Annotated in this window: 13 protein-coding genes, 1 tRNA gene and 2 pseudogenes; 10 read left to right on the top strand and 6 right to left on the bottom strand. The window is 68.7% G+C overall.

Annotation, left to right across the window (positions count from 1 at the left end; all coding sequences use genetic code 11):
* The first annotated feature begins 441 nt into the window (after positions 1 to 441).
* The 4 genes from ABTZ54_RS23605 to ABTZ54_RS23590 all read left to right on the top strand — a co-directional run bounded on the left by ABTZ54_RS23605 (position 442) and on the right by ABTZ54_RS23590 (position 4,460).
* The gene (locus ABTZ54_RS23605) at positions 442 to 1,482 is read left to right on the top strand and encodes a methyltransferase (RefSeq protein WP_351666480.1); all 1,041 of its coding nucleotides are present in this window, start codon (positions 442 to 444) and stop codon (positions 1,480 to 1,482) included.
* 73 nt (positions 1,483 to 1,555) lie between these two features.
* Positions 1,556 to 1,906 (top strand): DoxX family protein, encoded by a 351-nt coding sequence (locus ABTZ54_RS23600; protein WP_351666478.1) that lies wholly within the window; start codon positions 1,556 to 1,558, stop codon positions 1,904 to 1,906.
* A gap of 69 nt (positions 1,907 to 1,975) precedes the next feature.
* Positions 1,976 to 2,638 (top strand): mycothiol-dependent nitroreductase Rv2466c family protein, encoded by a 663-nt coding sequence (locus tag ABTZ54_RS23595; RefSeq protein WP_351666476.1) that lies wholly within the window; start codon positions 1,976 to 1,978, stop codon positions 2,636 to 2,638.
* A 280-nt stretch (positions 2,639 to 2,918) separates the two neighbouring features.
* Positions 2,919 to 4,460 carry a M4 family metallopeptidase gene (locus ABTZ54_RS23590; protein WP_351666536.1) on the top strand — a complete coding sequence of 514 codons (1,542 nt, stop codon included), beginning with the start codon at positions 2,919 to 2,921 and terminating at the stop codon, positions 4,458 to 4,460.
* A gap of 79 nt (positions 4,461 to 4,539) precedes the next feature.
* Here ABTZ54_RS23590 and ABTZ54_RS23585 read toward each other — a convergent pair whose 3' ends face one another.
* Positions 4,540 to 5,556, bottom strand: a complete 1,017-nt coding sequence (locus tag ABTZ54_RS23585; protein ID WP_351666474.1) for a DUF5954 family protein — start codon at positions 5,554 to 5,556, stop codon at positions 4,540 to 4,542.
* Positions 5,557 to 5,712: 156 nt separating this feature from the next.
* Here ABTZ54_RS23585 and ABTZ54_RS23580 point away from each other — a divergent pair, with 156 nt between their 5' ends.
* Complete coding sequence (locus tag ABTZ54_RS23580; RefSeq protein ID WP_351666472.1) at positions 5,713 to 6,090, top strand: hypothetical protein; 378 nt, start codon at positions 5,713 to 5,715, stop codon at positions 6,088 to 6,090.
* Between the two features lie 410 nt (positions 6,091 to 6,500).
* Here the strand turns inward: ABTZ54_RS23580 and ABTZ54_RS23575 are convergent.
* Positions 6,501 to 7,101 (bottom strand): annotated as a pseudogene (locus ABTZ54_RS23575) (transposase family protein); the annotation flags it as partial.
* Positions 7,092 to 7,280, bottom strand: a complete 189-nt coding sequence (locus ABTZ54_RS23570) for a hypothetical protein (protein WP_351666470.1) — start codon at positions 7,278 to 7,280, stop codon at positions 7,092 to 7,094. The pseudogene ABTZ54_RS23575 and the gene ABTZ54_RS23570, both read right to left, overlap by 10 nt.
* Before the next feature lie 32 nt (positions 7,281 to 7,312).
* On the opposite strand from ABTZ54_RS23570, the pseudogene ABTZ54_RS23565 reads away from it, so the two are divergent.
* A pseudogene (locus ABTZ54_RS23565) lies at positions 7,313 to 7,693 on the top strand (MMPL family transporter); the annotation flags it as partial.
* A gap of 205 nt (positions 7,694 to 7,898) precedes the next feature.
* Here the strand turns inward: ABTZ54_RS23565 and ABTZ54_RS23560 are convergent.
* Together ABTZ54_RS23560 and ABTZ54_RS23555 are read right to left on the bottom strand one after the other, a co-directional pair.
* The gene (locus tag ABTZ54_RS23560) at positions 7,899 to 8,309 is read right to left on the bottom strand and encodes a hypothetical protein (protein WP_351666468.1); all 411 of its coding nucleotides are present in this window, start codon (positions 8,307 to 8,309) and stop codon (positions 7,899 to 7,901) included.
* A gap of 9 nt (positions 8,310 to 8,318) precedes the next feature.
* Positions 8,319 to 11,525 (bottom strand): ALF repeat-containing protein, encoded by a 3,207-nt coding sequence (locus ABTZ54_RS23555; protein ID WP_351666466.1) that lies wholly within the window; start codon positions 11,523 to 11,525, stop codon positions 8,319 to 8,321.
* A gap of 546 nt (positions 11,526 to 12,071) precedes the next feature.
* Between ABTZ54_RS23555 and ABTZ54_RS23550 the strand changes: the two genes are divergently transcribed.
* The gene (locus tag ABTZ54_RS23550; RefSeq protein WP_351666464.1) at positions 12,072 to 12,587 is read left to right on the top strand and encodes a hypothetical protein; all 516 of its coding nucleotides are present in this window, start codon (positions 12,072 to 12,074) and stop codon (positions 12,585 to 12,587) included.
* A 296-nt stretch (positions 12,588 to 12,883) separates the two neighbouring features.
* Complete coding sequence (locus ABTZ54_RS23545) at positions 12,884 to 14,533, top strand: trypsin-like serine protease (protein ID WP_351666462.1); 1,650 nt, start codon at positions 12,884 to 12,886, stop codon at positions 14,531 to 14,533.
* A gap of 900 nt (positions 14,534 to 15,433) precedes the next feature.
* Here the strand turns inward: ABTZ54_RS23545 and ABTZ54_RS23540 are convergent.
* Positions 15,434 to 15,505 (bottom strand) — tRNA-Arg (locus tag ABTZ54_RS23540).
* A gap of 158 nt (positions 15,506 to 15,663) precedes the next feature.
* Here ABTZ54_RS23540 and ABTZ54_RS23535 point away from each other — a divergent pair.
* Together ABTZ54_RS23535 and nrtL are read left to right on the top strand one after the other, a co-directional pair.
* A complete protein-coding gene (locus ABTZ54_RS23535) occupies positions 15,664 to 16,131 on the top strand; it encodes a response regulator (RefSeq protein WP_351666460.1) in 468 nt (155 codons plus the stop codon).
* A gap of 166 nt (positions 16,132 to 16,297) precedes the next feature.
* Positions 16,298 to 17,266, top strand: a complete 969-nt coding sequence (nrtL, locus tag ABTZ54_RS23530) for an ArgS-related anticodon-binding protein NrtL (protein ID WP_351666458.1) — start codon at positions 16,298 to 16,300, stop codon at positions 17,264 to 17,266.
* Positions 17,267 to 17,276: the final 10 nt, after the last annotated feature.

Below are 17,276 nucleotides of genomic sequence, written 5' to 3'. Positions count from 1 at the left end.
CGCGTGGCGGTTGGGGTCACGGCCTGAGCCGCCTGGCACGGCCGCGTGGCGGTTGGGGTCACGGCCTGAGCCGCCTGGCACGGCCGCGTGGCGGTTGGGGTCACGGCCTGAGCCGCCTGGCACGGCCGCGTGGCGGTAGGGGTCACGGCCCGAGCCGCCCCGCAGGGCCGCGTGGCGGTAGGGGTCACGGCCCGAGCCGCCCCGCAGGGCCGCGTGGCGGTAGGGGGCACGCCCGAGCCGCCCCGCACGGCCGCGCGCCAGTCCGGGTCCCATGGCCCGAGCCGCCCCGCACTTCCGCGCGGCGGCAGGGCCCACGGCCCGAGCTGCCCCGCCCCCGCACGGCCGCGCGCCCGCCGTACGACAAGCGCCCGCACCCGCCCCGTAAGACGTCACCCAGCCCCGCAGCCCGCACCATGCCGCCAGAGCCCCGGAGACTTCCCCATGGACGCACCCACCAGCGCCGCCGCCGAGCAGCGACAGCCCGACTTCGGCCGGATGTTCGAGATGGTCACCAGCTTCTGGGTGGCCCGGGCCGTACACGCCGGTACGGTGCTCGGTCTGCCCGACCACGTCGCCGAGCGGCCCAGGACCTCCGCCGAGCTCGCCGCCCTGACCGGCGCCGACCCGCGCTCCCTGCACCGGCTGCTGCGCGCCCTCGCCGGCGTCGGCGTCCTGAGCGTGGACGAGCAGGGGCGGTACACGACCACGGCCCTCGGTGACACCCTGCGCACCGACATCCCCGGCTCGCTCGCCTCCTTCGTCCAGCTGGAGCTCGGCGCCGCGCACCACGGCACGTGGGGCCTGCTGCCCGACGCGGTACGGACCGGGGAGCCGGTCTTCGAGGCCGCGTCCGGCCACCCGATCTGGGAGTACTTCGAGCGCACGCCCGCGATGGCCGACCACCTGGGCAAGGCCATGACCGGCCTGACCGCGATGGTCGCCGACGCCGTCCTGGAGGTCTTCGACTTCTCCTCGTACGGGAAGATCGTCGACGTCGGCGGCGGCGAGGGCGGCTTCCTGAGCGCGATCCTCGGCGCCCACCCCGAGGCCTCGGGCACCGTGTTCGACCTGCCGCACGTGGTCGCCAACGGCCGGACCCGGATCGCCGACGCGGGCCTCGCGGACCGCTGCGAACTGATCGGCGGCAGCTTCTTCGAGAAGGTCCCCGAGGGCGGCGACCTCTACACGATGAAGTGGGTCCTGCACGACTGGAACGACGAGTCCAGCATCGAGATCCTCAAGTCCGTCCGGCGCGTGATGCCGGAGGACGGACGCCTCCTGGTGGTGGACACGGTCGTACCGGAAGGCGGCGACTTCTCGCCGAGCAAGATCATCGACCTCAACATGATGGTGCTCAGCGGCGGCCAGGAGCGCACGGCGGAGGAGTTCCGCGCCCTCCTCGACGCGGCGGGCTTCACGCTCACGCGGATCCTGCCGACGGCGTCGCCGAGCAGCGTGATCGAGGCGATCCCGACCCGCTGACAGCACCCGCCAGGCACACCCCTGTCCCTCCCTCCCTCCTTCCCCATTCCCTTCCCCCGCTCAAGGAGCAACCGTGTTCATCGCATACGTCGTCCTGGCGATCCTGGTCTCGCTGGTCCTGCTCGGATCGGCGCGCGGCAAGCTGGTGCGTGACGAGAAGATCGTCGCCGGCATGCAGAAGGTCAACGTGCCGGACAGCTGGCTGCCGCGCCTCGCGACGCTGGAGATCCTGGGCGCGATCGGCCTGATCGCGGGCATCTGGTTCCGCCCGCTGGGTATCGCCGCGGGGGTGGGCGTGGTCCTCTACTTCCTGGGCGCGATCGTCACGCACATCCGCGCCAAGGACGGCAAGGGCGCCCCGGTCCCCGCAGTCCTGGCGCTGCTCGCCGCCGCACCGGTGGTCCTCGGCCTAGCGGCCAACTGAACTGCCGCAAAACCGCAAAACCGCAGCACCGCAGTCCCGTAACCCCGCACCGCCGCAAGGAGGAGCCCCATGACCGCCGCAACCACACCGACACCCCCGACCCCGGTCGACTTCTACTTCGACCCGCTGTGCCCGTGGACCTGGCTCACCTCGCGCTGGCTGGTGGAGGCCGAGCGCCAGGGCCTCGTCGAGATCCGCTGGAATGTCATGAGCCTGGCGATTCTCAACCAGGACCGGATCGACCAGATCCCGGAGCAGTTCCGGGAGCTGCTGGGCCCGAAGGGCTGGCGGCCGGTGCGCGCGCTCGTGGCGGTCAAGGACAAGTTCGGCAACGAGGCGGCGGGCCGGCTCTACACGGAGCTGGGCGAGCGCTTCCACCCCGGCGGCCGGGCTCCCGAACTGGACGTGATCCGGGAGGCGTTGGAGGCGGCGGGCCTGCCGGCCGGGGCGGCCGCCGAGCTCATCGCGTACGCGGAGAACGACACGTACGACGGTGAGGTGCTCGCCTCCCACGAGGCGAGCCAGGCGGCGGTGGGCGAGGAGTTCGGCAGCCCGGTCCTCGCGGTGCCGGGCCCGGAGGGGGAGCCGCTGGGCTTCTTCGGCCCGATCCTGTCGCGGACCCCGAAGGGAGAGGCGGCGGCGCGCCTGTGGGAGGCGACGCGACTGGCGGCGTCGGTCCCGGGCTTCGCGGAATTCAAGCGCGCAAGGCAGTCGGGCCCGACGTTCGACTGACCCCACCCCTAACCGACCCCTATTCGACCCCCGCGCCACCCTCAGGGCGGTCAGCTCCCCGCATAACGGACGGAGTTGGCCGCCCTTCGGACAACTGATGGTCAAATTCTTGTTGCGCACCTGTCATTAACGCCCCCTCGCTGGCACGCTCGCTGCTCGTACCACCCCCCACGACACACTCCCCCCACGCTTCACAAGCGAAGGAGCCCGCGTGACCCGCCAGCAGTCCTCGCACCGCCGTACCACTGTCCGCGCCGCCGCCCTGATCGCCTCGGCCGCCATGGTCGTCGTCGGAGTCCAGTCCGGCTCCGCCAGCGCCGACGCGCAGCGCGAGGCCGGGGCCACCGCCCTGGTCCTCACCAAGACGCAGCGCGCCGCCGCCATCCAGGAGGCCCAGGCCGACGCCGCCGGCACCGCCGACTCCATCGGGCTGTCCGCCCAGGAGAAGCTGGTCGCCCGGGACGTCGTCAAGGACGCGGACGGCACCGTCCACACCCGTTACGAGCGCACGTACGACGGCATCCCGGTCCTCGGCGGCGACCTCGTCGTGCACCAGAAGAAGAACGGCGCCCGCTCGACCACCAAGGCGACCCAGGCCCGGATATCCGTGGCCGACACGACCCCGGCGCTCTCGGCGGCGGTCGTCGGCAAGTCGGCCGTGGCGTCCTCGGGCGCGCGGTCCGCGGCGGCCTCCTCGGCCCGCAAGGTGATCTGGGCGGCGACCGGCAAGCCGGCCCTGGCGTGGGAGACCGTGGTCACGGGCACGCAGGCGGACGGCACGCCGAGCCGCCGCCACGTGATCACCGACGCGACCAGCGGCAAGGAGCTGTACGCGTTCGAGTCGATCGAGACGGGCATCGGCAACACCGAGTACAGCGGCCAGGTCACGCTGGGCACCTCGGGCTCGTACACGCTGACCGACGCGAGCCGCGGCGGCCACAAGACGTACGACCTGGCGGGCGGCACGTCGGGCACGGGCACGCTGTTCACCAACTCGACGGACACGTGGGGCAACGGCCTCGCGAGCAACCGGGAGACGGCGGCGGCGGACGCGCACTACGGCGCGGCGGTGACGTGGGACTTCTACAAGAACGAGCTGGGCCGCAACGGCATCCGCGGCGACGGCGTCGCGGCGTACTCGCGCGTCCACTACGGCAACGCGTACGTGAACGCGTTCTGGGACGACTCGTGCTTCTGCATGACGTACGGCGACGGCACGAACAACACGGCGCCGCTGACCTCCCTGGACGTGGCGGGCCACGAGATGTCCCACGGCCTGACCGCTTCGACGGCGAACCTGCGCTACAGCGGTGAGTCCGGCGGCCTGAACGAGGCGACGTCCGACATCCTCGGCACGTCGGTCGAGTTCTACGCGTCGAACTCCTCGGACGTCGGCGACTACCTCATCGGCGAGAAGATCGACATCCGAGGCGACGGCACCCCGCTGCGCTACATGGACAAGCCGAGCAAGGACGGCAAGTCGGCCGACTACTGGTCGAAGTCGGTCGGCCGCCTGGACGTGCACTACTCGTCGGGCCCGGCGAACCACTTCTTCTACCTGCTGTCGGAGGGCAGCGGTACGAAGACGATCAACGGCGTCACGTACAACTCGCCCACCGCGAACAACTCCACCCTCACGGGCATCGGGCGTCAGAAGGCCTACAAGATCTGGTACAAGGCCCTCTCCACGTACATGACCTCCAGCACCAGCTACTCCGGCGCCCGCACGGCCACCCTGTCGGCGGCCACGGACCTCTACGGCGCCGGCAGCGCGGAGTACAACGCGGTCGCGGCGGCGTGGACGGCGATCAGCGTCAAGTAGTCAGCACAGAACCACGACAGAACCACGAGGGCCGCGCGGCGAAACGGGGGCCGCGCGGCCCTTCGGGCTGTCGTCCCGCTCACTCCCCGTGGAAGACCTCGCCGGTGTCCGGGTCCATGCGGGGATGCATCTTCATGGGCCCGTACTGGTCGACGTCCGAGGGCCGGGGCTTCTCGGGCCCGTCGGGGCCGAAGCGGACGATGCGCTCGACGCGGCAGACGCGGAACAGGCGGTCGTCGACCTTGAGTTCGTCGGCCCGGTCGGCGGCGCGGTACTTCTCGGCGATCCGCGCGTACCGCTCCCGCTTGCTGTCGCTGTACTTGTAGAGGAGCGGCCAGATCCGGATCAGCGCGCTGTAGAGGAACTGGCGGGCGGCGTGCGGGGTGGCGTTGAGCGCACCCTGGGGGCGCCAGGTGTCACCGGTCTGTTCGACGACCCCGAAGGTCACGGGCATGAGGGCGATCTCGGGATGCCGGACGACGGCCCGCCGGGAGTCCTCGCGTACGTCGGCGGGGTAGCGCTGCCCGGAGTACTCGAAGCTGCGCAGCCCGAGCCGCAGCGCCTCGGACATCAGCCCCCGCTCGCTCAACGGATCGAGCACGAAGCCGACGTCGGGCGAGTCGAACGCCCCTCGGTCGTCCCAGGTCCGCTCGATCGGCTCCACATCCGTCGGCCGGGGCGGTTCGAGCCCGTCGGGCCCGCTGCGGGCGAGCTCGTCCCCGCGGACGATCCGGTACCGCTCGTCGAGCACCTCGACCTCGTCGACGGCCTCGCGTTCGAGCACGGCCACGGCGTCGAGCAACGCGCGCCGCACGACGGGGTCGTCGGTGTCGTCCTTGGCCCGGAACCACAGCTTGGAATGCAGACTGTCCCGCGAACTCTGCGGCATCCCGTCCTGCAAGGGCGTCACCATCCGCCAGACCCCGTCCTCCTTCCCCTGCGCGGCCACCCCGAACAGGGCACCGCGCACGGAGAGGGACGGAAACAGCAACGACGCCTGCACGGCATCGGCTTCACTCACCCAGGCGACGGGATCCCCACTGACGACGAGATCCCGCTTCATCCGCTCAAGACGTCGCTTCCAGTCATCACTCATGCGCGCATTGTTGCGCCGAGACACCCCCCTCTGACCAGAGTCCCAAAAGAACGACCCGCGCAGTTGGGTTGCCCAGGGGGCGCCCACCCCACCCAGTCCACACCCCCACACCACAACACGCCGCCCTTCCCCCGCCGACTCCCGCATACTCCGGACATGGACATGGACATACCTGTTGGGCGCGCGACGATCGACCGGCAGTGGGCCGAGCTGGGCAACAACGTGTGCGGCATGCTCCACGGCTACCGAGACGCATCCGCCATAGCCGCCCACTTCACCGGCGCCGGCTGGACCTCCCGCTCCTCGTCCTGGCACGGCTACGAGCTGGAAACGACCTGGTGCCACCTGGAGATCGACCCGATCGAAGGCCCCGCCGTCCTACTCAACGGCACCATCGCCCCCACCCACCTCGACGACCTGGGCCGCCTTCTCGCCTCCTTCGGCCTCCGTTACGAGCTCGAACTGAGCGACGAGAACAACGACCTGGTCCGAGAGATCAGTCCCGTCCGGGTAGACACCGGAGTGCCCCGGTAATAGGTCCCGGCTCGTCGTGGGGACGCGGCGGGTTGTGCGGACGCGGCCGGGCGGTGAGCCGGAAGAAGACGGCCCGGGGCATGGCCGGGCGTGGCATCCACGGCATCACGCGCCGCAACGCCGTACCCGCTCCTGACCCGGCCGGACGTGACTTCACCGCTCCCGGGCCGGGCATGAAACTGGTTGGGGGCATCACGTTCCCGCCGGCGCTCCAGGGCTGGTGGTGCCTTGCGGCCGCGCCTGGCCTGGGGGCACGAGAGATCCGGCACCGGTCACCGCACCATCACCCGCGAGGGCGCGCTACTGGAATGATCCGTGCGGCGGTGGAAGGGCTCCGCTCGAACCCGAGGCGGAGATCTCCATAGGTGTGTCGCCGCCTCACCAAACCACCCAATGAGCCTTTTCCCACCTCACGCTGACGCGTGATGCAGGACGAGTACGGCCTGGACGATCGCGGTGATGCGGTTGGTGCTGCAGCGGAGCTTCCGTATGAGCCGCCAGCCCTTCAGGGTGGCCATGGCCCGTTCGCCGAGGCAGCGGATCTTGGTGTGTGCTGCTGTGCCGCCGCTGCCACCGCTTGAGGCGGCGTCCGCGGAAGGGTACCCGGACCGGGCGGCCGGCGCCCTGGTATGCCTTGTCCGCCCAGCACTTGAGGTCGGCGGCGGCGAGAGCCTCGACGATCCCGTGGGTGCGGGCGGCGGTCAGGTCGTGCGTGAAGCCGGGCAGCGCGGGCGAGGCCCCCAGCAGGTGGCCGAACGGATCAGTGAGGACCTGGATGTTCATGCCGTGGCGCTTGTGCTTCCCCGAGTAGTACGGGGTGTCGGCGGCGATCCGGTCGATCGGCAGCAGGGTGCCGTCGAGGATCACGAACGCCTTGGTTCGTGCGGCACGCATCGCCTCGGCCAGGGTGGGCGCAAGCGCGGCCAGCACTTCGACAGCCTCGCGTATGTAGCGGTACGCGGTGGCGACGCAGATACCGAACCCGGCCGTTGCGGCGGCCATCATCGCCCCGCCGCAGAGCGGTTGACCAGCGTGTCTACGGAGGGGGCGGGCTCCGGCTGGCCGGCGGTACGCGGGCCGGGGAGTTCGCCGGCCTGGAGGGCGGCGAAGTCAGCCGGGGCCTGTTCGACGGCTTCCGGGTACGCCTCGCGCTTGGCGTGCTCGGCGAGCGCCCGGTAGACGCTGGCCACCGAGGGCTCTGTTCCTTGAGCTTGCCGGTGGGGAGGAGTGGTTGGAGAGCGGCGACAACCGGCGGGCGGTCCGGGTTGGGCTGGCCGAGACCAGCCGCGTGATCAACTCGGCAGCGGTCATCATGATCGCCGTCTTCCTCGCCTTCATCCTCTCCGGCGACCGGGTGATCGCGATGTTCGGCATCGCACTCGCCGCCGCGGTCGCGCTCGACGCCTTCGTCCTGCGCACCCTGCTGGTCCCCGCCCTCATGCACATGCTCGGCGGCGCGAACTGGTGGCTGGACCGCCGGCTGCCCCGGATCAGCATCGAACCCCCGGAATGCCGCGCACCGGCGAACACGCGTGACGGCGAACGGGACCCGGCGATCCCCGGCCAGCGCGCGCCGCGGGAGGCACCGTCCCGGCGGTCCTAGCACGAGGCTTCTGATGGCTCTGGTCGAGTGAGATCCCTACTCTAATCAGACGAAGCGTCGGTAGGTCGCGGCCCAGGCGGAGCCGGATACGGGCGGTCATGGGCCCGGCCGCAGCACACCTGATCGTGGATTGCAAAGGGTGCCCTGGTGTGCGAATCGAATTTTGCCCACCAGGGCACCCGGCGTTCATACTTTTTCACCGGGTTCACATCACGAACCAGATCCCCAACGCCCCGAACGCGGCTAGTGCCAAGAAGAGCTGGAGGGTGATGGCGGCGGAGGGGGCGTTTCCCTCCTGTCCCTCGGTGGCTTGGCGTTTCCAGGTGGCTCGCATCTCTTTCCGGTGCCCTACGCAGGCCAACACGAAGGCGGGAAGCATGAAGGCGAGCGCCGGTGGAAGGATGTTGGACGGAACGCCCTCCATTGCGACGGTGAAAACCCACAAGGCCAAGAGGCCGGCGAATGGAGCAATGTAGATCTTTATGCGTTCAGTCTTGTTCGGGGCCAAGGATATGTAGAACGCATAAAACATGACTATAGCCACTGCCGATAGCGCATACCATGCCGATTCAGGAACCGACGGAGGCTCCGGAAGGGCTAGCATTTGAAAGGCCATGATCATTATTTAGCCAAACAGTGAGGTGATCGGGGAGATTAGGTTGTTGACGCCTTCGACTACCTTCCCGGTGACGCCCCCCACTGCGGAGTTCGCGAGAGATCCTACGCCACCGAGAGCTCCAGCCATCCCAAGACCCGCGATCGACGTTACGAACTCGGAGCTGGTCCAGCCATGCCTTTCGGCAGTGAGGCGTGCACCGAGCCCGGCCGCTGCCCACGAGATCGCGCCAAGGATAGGAGTCGCAACCGGACCGAAAGGAGTGAATGCGGCGATCACTGCGAGTGTACCGGCTACGGCGCTCACCTGGTTGGAACGCTTGATCCACGTATCCAGGTCCCTGTCCCAGGCCGACAATTCAGGCTCATCGAGCTTGTCGCTGGCCTCGGTGTCAGCTGGGTTCTTCCCTTGCTCGGCATTCTGCTTGGCTTCTTGGGCGGCCTTCTGGGCCGCTACTTCTTGTTCCTTCTTCTGCTTCTCTGTAGAGATGTCATGGGCTTCGCGTGCCGCCTTGTTGGCCGCTTCGGAGTCATTGCCTGCATCGAGGGCGCTCTGGCGGGCCCGATTGGCGGCGTCCTGGGCGCTGGAAGCCGCGTCGGCGGCTTGCTGTGCGGAGGCAGTGGCTTGGTTAGCTGAGTAGTTGGCCTGGCGGCTTGCCTTCCGGGCTGTGGTGGCAGCGCTGTTCGCCTGTTGTGCGGACTCGCGAGCGCGTTCGGCGGAGGCATGGGCCTGGTTGGCCTGATCGAGCGCGCTCTTGGCGTGGTTCTCCGCCTGGATCGCGGACTTCTTGGCTTCGGTGGCCCACTTGTTCGCTTCGGTGGCGGCACCGCGGGCTTCGGCGGCGACCTTGCTTGCTTCCGCGGCGTTCTTGTGGGCGTTGCTGGCAGTCTGGGCTGCCTGGGAGATCAGGGACTGGATGGCCTGAAGGTGGGCGGCGGTGTCCTGGTCGAGGAGGTTCGCCTTGTATCCGACCCGGGTGGCGAAGGCATGGGTAATCCAGGCAGGACCGTCCAGGGCCGCCTGGGCGCTGGCACGGTAGAAGGCGCCGGGGTTCTTGCCCAGGTTGGACAGGATGGCCACGCGGTCGTCTTCGGCCTGCGCGTCGGGGTAGTCGGTCAGGAAGAACGCTTGAAGGGCCTGTGGTGTGCCGGCCTTCAGAGCGCTGTCGCCCGCCGCCTTCACGGCCGTGCCGGCGCCGTTCATCAGTTTGAGGACCTCAACGCGGAAGTCCTCGGTCTGGACGTCCAGAGCGCCGGAGGTCAGAAATTCCTCGATCCGGCCGGGGTCCTTCGCCTCTAGGGTGTGCTGGGCTTCTTCGGCCAGGGCGGCACCACCGGTCTTGGCGAGGGCCAGTACCTTCTCGCGGTCGTCGAGCTGGGCTGCCTTGACTCGCTCGTGGTCGAGCCAGACGGCGACTTCGGTGCTGCCGCCGGAGAGCGCTTCTGCGGCTGCCTGGCCGGACCAGATCCCTTTTCCGGACAGCAGGTTCAGCGCGGCCTGACGGCCCAGCAAGGTGCGCTTCGACCGGTCGTTCTCCGTCGCTGCCTCGGCGAGCAGGTTCTTGGTCTCGTCATCGAGCTGAGCCTGTTGTGTCTGTGCCTGGTACGCCTTGGCGCGTGCATGGTCGTCCTGCTGCTTGAGGGTCTTAGCTTCCTCGCGAGCGAGTGCTGCGTTCGCCTTGAGCTGTTCCTCCTCGCCTTCGCGGGCCAGCTTGACCACGTTCTGGGCCTGGGTGACGGCGCTCAGGGCGATGTCTGCGGCTTCGATGGCGGCGTTGGCGTGTGCGGTGGCCTGATTGGCGAAGTTCTGGGACTGTCCTGCGTGTTCCGCTGCGAACTCAGCGAACTGGGCGGCCTTCTCGGCATGATTGGCGGCCTTACGGGCGGCGTCTCGGGATTCGCGGGCGGCCTTGGCCGACTGTGCTGCCAGGATGTTGGCGCGGCCTGCAGCCTGGGTGGCGGTGTCCGAGGCGCTCTGGGCTCGGGCAGCCGCCTTGCGGGCCTTCGCGGCCTGGGCGGATGAAACCCCGGATTGCTCGGCAGCGCTGGCCGCGGCGTCAGCCGCTGTGGCGGCGTCGCGGCCAGCGGCTGCGGCGGCGTCGGACGATCGTCCGGCTTCCTCGCTGGCGTCGGCGGCGCGGGCAGCGGAGTCGGCCGCCTTCTGCGCGTCGGACGCTGCGTTGCGAGCCGCCTGGGCAGCCTTGCGGGCGGTCGAAGCCTCGCCGGCGTTTCCTGCGGCTGCGGTGGCAGCCTGGTTCGCGGTGGCTGCGGCGTCGCCGGCAGCCGCTGCTGCGGAAGCGGCGTTCGCTGCGGCCTGCGCGGCAGTTCGGGCGGCTGAGATGGCCTTAGCGGAGGCTGAGATCGCCGTCCGCGCCGCAGCCGCCGCACCGTCGGCGGCCTGGGCCGCACGGGTCGCCGCCTTGGTTGCCTTGTCTGCGTCTCCCTTCGCTGCCTCGGTCTCTTTGGCTGCCTTGAGCGCCGCTTCCTTGGACAGCCGAGCGGCTTCCTTGGCCTTGGCGGATGCGTCCTTGGCAGAGTCGGTCGCAGCCTCGGCTTCTTTACCGGCCGTTTCGGCCATCTTCGCGAGCTGCGTGACGGTGAGAGTCTCCTGGTCACGGGAGCGAGCGATGTGCTGGCCTGTCTCCAGGAACCACGAGACGTCGGACGCCTCGCCACCCAGTGCACGCTGAGCAGCCTGCTTGAGCTGTGGCCCAGCCCCGTTGATCATCCGAAGGACGGCAACACGCTCATCCTCCTCGCGCGCGTCGAACTGCCCTTTGTCGAGGAACTCCCGCAGGGCTTCGGGAGAGCCATCGTCAAGGGCGTCCTGGGCCGCCTCGCGCACCCCTCGCTCGCCTTGGTGCATGACCGTCAGTACTGCAACCCGACGATCCTCCGCCAGGGGGTCCTTGTACCCCTGAGTGACGAAAGCGTGCAGCTCTTCATCACTGCCTGACAGTGCCTTCTGCGCCTCCTCGAAAACGCCCTTGCCGGCCGCCGGAAGCATCGTGAGCACAGCTATGCGTTCATCTTCGGCCTGAGCGGTCTTCAGTCCGTCCTGCAGGAAGGCCCGCAGGTCTTCATCCGAACCCAGCAGAGCCTGCGTGGCAGCCTCCTTCGTGGACTCGCCTCCGCCCTGCCACGCCTTGACCGCCTGGGCACGCGCCCCGGAGGGCAATGGTGTCGGCCCGGCCATAGGGGGCAGCGCTGTGGCCACCCCAGTCCCGAGCACTATGGACGCCATCGCACCGGCTACGACGGAAAGGACCCTCCCGGCAAAGAGTCCACGAGGGCCGGTATGGCCACCTCTCCCCGTTCGAGGCTTTCTCGGACGGACATGGAAACTCATCAAACGCTCCTCACCGGCTCACACGCCGTCACGACAGCGGAGCCGAAGTTCAGTTGCCGCTTATCTTCGCCAACCGGCGTGCGGCGTGAACTGGACTCGGGAGGGCCGTCGCAGAAACGCAACTGAACTCCAAGAATTGCCAGTTGGGCTCTAGGGGGAGGTGTTTGAAGGTCATATCGAGGGTGGTGAGACATAGGTCACGATTGGGTGTGGCGGGAGGCGTGCGTGCAGGTCAGGGTCATTTTTGGGACTTTCGCCCCCGTCGACTTGGAGACTTTCGGCCTCGAAGGGGCAGCTGATCTCTCAATATGCTGTCCACTCTGTAAAGGATTCATCAGAACGGCATGGGAAGCGGGCTGTTGCGCCAAGGCGGTCCGCGATTCGCCATGCCCCGAAAGTGCACGGGTGTGGAACTTGAAGAAGCCTCTCAACGGGCGAGCAGTCGCGACCATCGCTGCGTTCGCAGGGATGGTCGTCAGCACCGGATTCACGGTCCCCGCCAACCCTCAAGCGGAGCAGGAAACTGCCGGTCTCGCGGCATCGGCCACGGCTATGCCTCCCGCAGTCGAAGACTTCAGCTACCCCGACGCCGACAAGATCCTTCAAGAGAAGGGTATTCGGCTGATTCGCGGCGATGGCCACATCATGTCAAGCGACTGCGGAACCTCGACCAACGAAATCCAGGTATGGCAGCGCAAGGGCAAGAAGCCGTTCTGCTTCGCGGTCCTTGGCCAGGGAGGATTTCTCGCGCTCGACATGCCGCGCGTCTATGCCGTCGTGGGAAACGATTTCAACACGGAGGTCGACATGACCGTGGGCGATGCCACCACGTCCTATGACATCGAAAAGAACCTCTGGACTCCCGTAGGAGAGACTGCCGATCCCGACGGCCGGGATCATGCTCTGATCGAGATCCGCTCGACCAAGTAGGAATCCGTCCGGGGCTGCTCCCGCCTCGGATGAGCGAACGGCTGCGTTCTGTGCTTCCCGAGTTGGTCTGCAGATACTCGCTGATCGGGCCTTGCTCGTCACTGGACTCGCCGTTCAGCCAGGCAGTGCCGACGTTCGGAGAGGGATGACGTGTGTGCACCCTTGCCGGTCGTCCTCGTCGTCTCCCCCCGCGAGCCTGCCAGCGCCTAGGCCCACCGTCTCGTTCCCTGACCCCAGCCTTCCCTCGGGCACCCATTCACGTCCCCCATGCCTCAACGGCAGGAGCCACACACCCCATGTATCGCCCTCGTGCACGTGCAGCCCTCGGCGGCGCCATCGCCGTCGTCGTCTCCGGTGCCCTCATCACCTCCCCCGCCCAGGCTCTCGACGGACCCGCCGCGCTCGGGACCTCGTACGGCTTCACCGCGAAGCTCGCCATCGGCGACACCCACCGGTCCTGCACCGCCACCCTCATCAATGCTCAGTGGCTGCTGACCGCTGCCAGTTGCTTCGCCGCGGACCCGTCGTCGGGATCCACCGTCGCGGCCGGTGCGCCGAAGTGGGAGACGACCGCGACGATCAGTCGCGCCGAGCTCGATGCCGTCGGCGGCCAGGTCCGCAAAGTGGTCGAACTCATCCCGCGAACCGACCGCGACCTCGTCCTCGCGAAGCTCGACACACCTGTACGGGGGATCCACCCGCTGCGTGCCGCCGGCACGGCGCCGACGGAGGGCGAGAGCTTCACGGGTGCCGGGTACGGTCGGACCAAGGACACCTGGGTCCCGAACGAGCTGCACACGGGGTCGTTCACCGCGGGCGAAGTCACCACCACAGGCCTGGCCGTCGACGGCAGCCCGCTCTGCAAGGGCGACACCGGCGCCCCCGTCGTACGAGAACACGCCGGCCTGTTCGAGCTTGCGGGTGTGGTGACGGCGTCGTGGCAGGGCGGCTGCCTCGGCACCTCCGACGCCGAGACCCGAACCGGTGCCGTAGCCACCCGCGTCGACGACCTGGCCCCATGGATCAAGCAGTCCACCGCCTCGACACTGACACCGTGGCGCGTGCAGATGGTCACCACAGCGGACAAGAACCTGTACCACGCGGCCCGTGACAGCAACTGGGACTGGTCCGCCTTCGGCGACGTCCAGAAGGCCGCTGGAGGCATCGGCGACATCCAGCTCGCGGCCGACGCCGCCATATCCGGCACCAACCACGTCCTCGCCCTCGGCGGTGACGGAGCCGTATACCAGTCCACCCGCAATCCCAACGGCACCTGGGTCAAGTTCAAGGATCTGACCGGTGAACTCGGAGCGCTCAAGGACATCAGGAAGATCTCCGCCACCTCGACCGGCAGGGGGCTCGCCCTCGTCGCCGTCACCGACGGGCGGGCCTACCACGCCTCGCGCGACTCGGCCGGCAAGTGGAGCAAATGGGGCGACATCACCTCCTCTGTCGGTGCCCTGCCCGACAAGCCCATCCAGATCACCACGACCCACGTCGGCGACACCACCCACGTCGGGGTGGTCACCGGCGACGGACAGGCTCTGCACAGCGTCCGCAACTCCAACGGCACCTGGGGGAAGTGGGGCGCCATCACCAAGCTCGCCGGAGCCCCCGCCAAGGTCGACGGCATGGCCTTCGCCGGCACCGGGAACGACATCCAGGCCGTCCTGACCGAACCCGGCGGAGGCATCAGGCACGTCGCCCGCCTCGGGAAGAACGGCAGCTGGACCAAGTTCGGCGACCTGGGCCCCGTCCTCGGCGGCGGTGAGATCCGCAGTGTCGGCGCCGCGTCCGCCGACAACGAGTTCCACACCACGATCATCGTCGGCGGCACCATCAAGCACACCGTCCGGCACACCAACGGCACCTGGGAACCCGCCGACACCCCGCCTGGCGCCCCCGCCGACCCCACCCATCTCGCCATCACCGGCAGCTGGAACTGAATTTTCGCCGGTGTTGGTGGCCGCTGTGGCGGCCACCAACACCGGCACACGGCATCAGCACTGAACCGTACCTACGCGTCCCAGCCCGCACACCCAGCGCTGCCCTGCGACCGTCGCCTCCCGGAGCGCTGCCCGGCAAGCAAGACAGGTCTGGCTGCCCTAACTGGCCGTCAGACCAAGCCCAGGCGCTGGAGGCTGTTTCTTTCCAGGAGTACCCAGTGTCTTTCAAGAGGTCGCGTCTCATGCGGCCCGCTGCGTAGTCGCTCTGGCCGCCGCAACGGTCAACCTCCCATCAGCCACCGCTCTCAGCGGCTCCCCCGACGCCATGGGCGCGAACTTCACGGCGAAGATCAACATCGGGGAGAATGCCCGTGGCCTGCGCAACCACGTGCCGCCTGGCGGTTCAGTATGTACGGATCGATGTACTACGCCGGCATGGGACGCGCCCCACAGTCGGGCAGAAGTGGACGGGTACCGGTGAGGTCCACGACGACCGGAGGCTGAAGAACCGGGCGCCCGAGGACTTTCGAGTGGTTCCGCTACCTCCCGAGCTCGTATCGATGCTTCTGGACGGGATCGAGACTTTCGGAGTCGCCGACGACGGCCGGCGCTCGGTATGCCAAGTGCGTACACGGTCGAGCCGACATCGCCAACGGGATGGTCGAAGACTTCTACGCCCAGTACACGGGACGATCATCACATCAAATGCCCGGAGGCTACCCTTCGGGGTATTTGCTATGCCCCCGTACCGTTTGATTGGTTCCTAATGTCTGATCCCGCGCATGTCCCACAGAGGGCGTCTTAGGGGTGCGCGCGGCGGCATACGGCTGCACAAAGCAACAGGCCCTCCAACCTGGCTAGATGCCTGGTCAGAGGGCCTATTAGGCACCTGAAGTACGGTGCCCCCGGCAGGATTCGAACCTGCGCACACGGCTCCGGAGGCCGTTGCTCTATCCCCTGAGCTACGGGGGCGTCCGCCGCGTTCGGCGGCGACGGGTAGAACCCTACCAGCTCCTTGGGCGTGCCTGTGAACAGGTATTTCCGTCGCGTCACCAGGGGGTGTTCCCCCGCAGGGGTCGGAAGTGGGCAAAAGCCGGACGCCGTGCTTCCCGTAGACCTACTCTCGACGTGTGTCAGGCGTGTCGGGGCGGGTGCTCGTTGTCGATGACAACAGGGTGATCCGCCAGCTGATCAGGGTCAATCTCGAACTCGAGGGGTTCGAGGTGGTGACCGCGGCCGATGGTGCCGAGTGTCTGGATGTCGTACATCAGGTCTGTCCTGATGTCGTCACCCTCGATGTCGTCATGCCCCGGCTGGACGGGTTGAAGACCGCCGCGCGGCTGCGGTCCGATCCGCGGACCAGTCATCTTCCCGTGGCGATCATCAGTGCCGGCACCGAATACGAGAGGGACGGCGGCGCCGCCTCCGGCGTGGACGCCTTCCTCGCGAAGCCCTTCGAGCCGTCCGAGCTCGTACGGGTCGTCCGACAGCTCATGCACCGTGAGCGGCGCGGGCAGCACGGCGAAGGGGCCGGGCAGGAGCAGGAGGGTGGCGAGGAGCCGCCCGCAGCGCGGAGGGCGCGCGGTTCAGTGAGATAGGCGCGCGGTTCGGTGAGATAGGGGAGGGGGGCGGCGTCCGGCCGTCGTTTTGTTGTTCCTTCTTTGCGTTCATCCGTTCTCCTTTCGGTGGGTGCCCACCACCCCCACCGCCCACATGCCGAAACCGGTTCGCGTTCCCACCCCCCTCCTCCCCTAGGCTGGTCCCGTGACCCCCGCGGACCTCTCCCTCACCGTGCTGCACGCCGTGCGCCGTGCGGTCGACGAAGGTGCGCTCCGGGTCGACGTGCCCCGCGACGTCAAGGTGGAGCGGCCCCGGCCGGGTGGTGTCGGCGACTACGCCAGCAGCGTCGCCCTCAGCCTCGCGCGGCCCTCCGGGCGAGCGCCCCTCGACGTGGCCGGGATCCTCAAGGAGCGGCTGCGCGGCAGCCCCGGGATCCGTGCCGTCGACATCACCGGGCCCGGGTTCCTCAACTTCACCCTCGACGTCGGGCAGGGCGCCCGGCTCGTCCGGGAGGTGGGAGAGGCCGGGCTGGAGTATGGGTACTCCGATGCGCTGGCCGGCAGCGTCGTGCGGTTCGGTGACGTCGGTGAGGATCGTGCTCGGCTCGTTGGCGAGAGCGTTGTTCGGTTGCTTCGTTCGCAGGGGGCCGACGCGGCGATCGGCAGCCTGGGGCAGGAGCGGATTCATGTTCTTCCTGCTCCCTATGCCCCCGATGTCTTCGGGCCCGACGCCGCCCGCTGGGCGCTCCTCCGGGCCGCTCCCCACGATCACGCTCTCCCCGGCGGTCCCCTCCTCGTCCAGCACGAGCGCAACGGGCTCTTCCGCGTGCGGTACGCCCACTCCCGCGCCCAGGGCCTGATGCGTAACGGTGCACAGCTCGGCATCCAGGCCGGGTACGAAGTCGAGGACGGGGCCCAACAGCTCCTCACCGCCCTCGCCGATCACCCCGCCGTCCTCCTCGCCGCCGCCCGTCACCGCTCGCCCGACCGGCTCGCCCGGCATCTCGAAGTCGTCGCTGACGCGCTCCTCTCGTTCCAGCACACCGTCCTGCCCCTCGGTGACGAGAAACCCTCGGCCGCCCATCGTTCCCGGCTCGCGCTCGCCGAAGCCGCCGGGACGGTGCTCGCCGGTGGCCTCTCCCTGCTCGGCATCAGCGCACCCGACCAGATCTGAAAGAGCCAGT

The organism is Streptomyces sp. NPDC094032 (genome assembly GCF_040303965.1).
Lineage (GTDB): Bacteria > Actinomycetota > Actinomycetes > Streptomycetales > Streptomycetaceae > Streptomyces.
This window is presented reverse-complemented; position numbering and strand designations above follow the sequence as displayed.

What these genes read in the sequence shown, in the direction of transcription:
- ABTZ54_RS23605 (WP_351666480.1), top strand. Translation starts at nt 442, where the DNA reads ATGGACGCACCCACCAGCGCCGCCGCCGAGCAGCGACAGCCCGACTTC.
- ABTZ54_RS23560 (WP_351666468.1), bottom strand. Translation starts at nt 8,309, where the DNA reads ATGGCCTTTCAAATGCTAGCCCTTCCGGAGCCTCCGTCGGTTCCTGAA.
- ABTZ54_RS23585 (WP_351666474.1), bottom strand. Translation starts at nt 5,556, where the DNA reads ATGAGTGATGACTGGAAGCGACGTCTTGAGCGGATGAAGCGGGATCTC.
- ABTZ54_RS23590 (WP_351666536.1), top strand. Translation starts at nt 2,919, where the DNA reads ATGGTCGTCGTCGGAGTCCAGTCCGGCTCCGCCAGCGCCGACGCGCAG.
- ABTZ54_RS23545 (WP_351666462.1), top strand. Translation starts at nt 12,884, where the DNA reads ATGTATCGCCCTCGTGCACGTGCAGCCCTCGGCGGCGCCATCGCCGTC.
- ABTZ54_RS23595 (WP_351666476.1), top strand. Translation starts at nt 1,976, where the DNA reads ATGACCGCCGCAACCACACCGACACCCCCGACCCCGGTCGACTTCTAC.
- ABTZ54_RS23580 (WP_351666472.1), top strand. Translation starts at nt 5,713, where the DNA reads ATGGACATGGACATACCTGTTGGGCGCGCGACGATCGACCGGCAGTGG.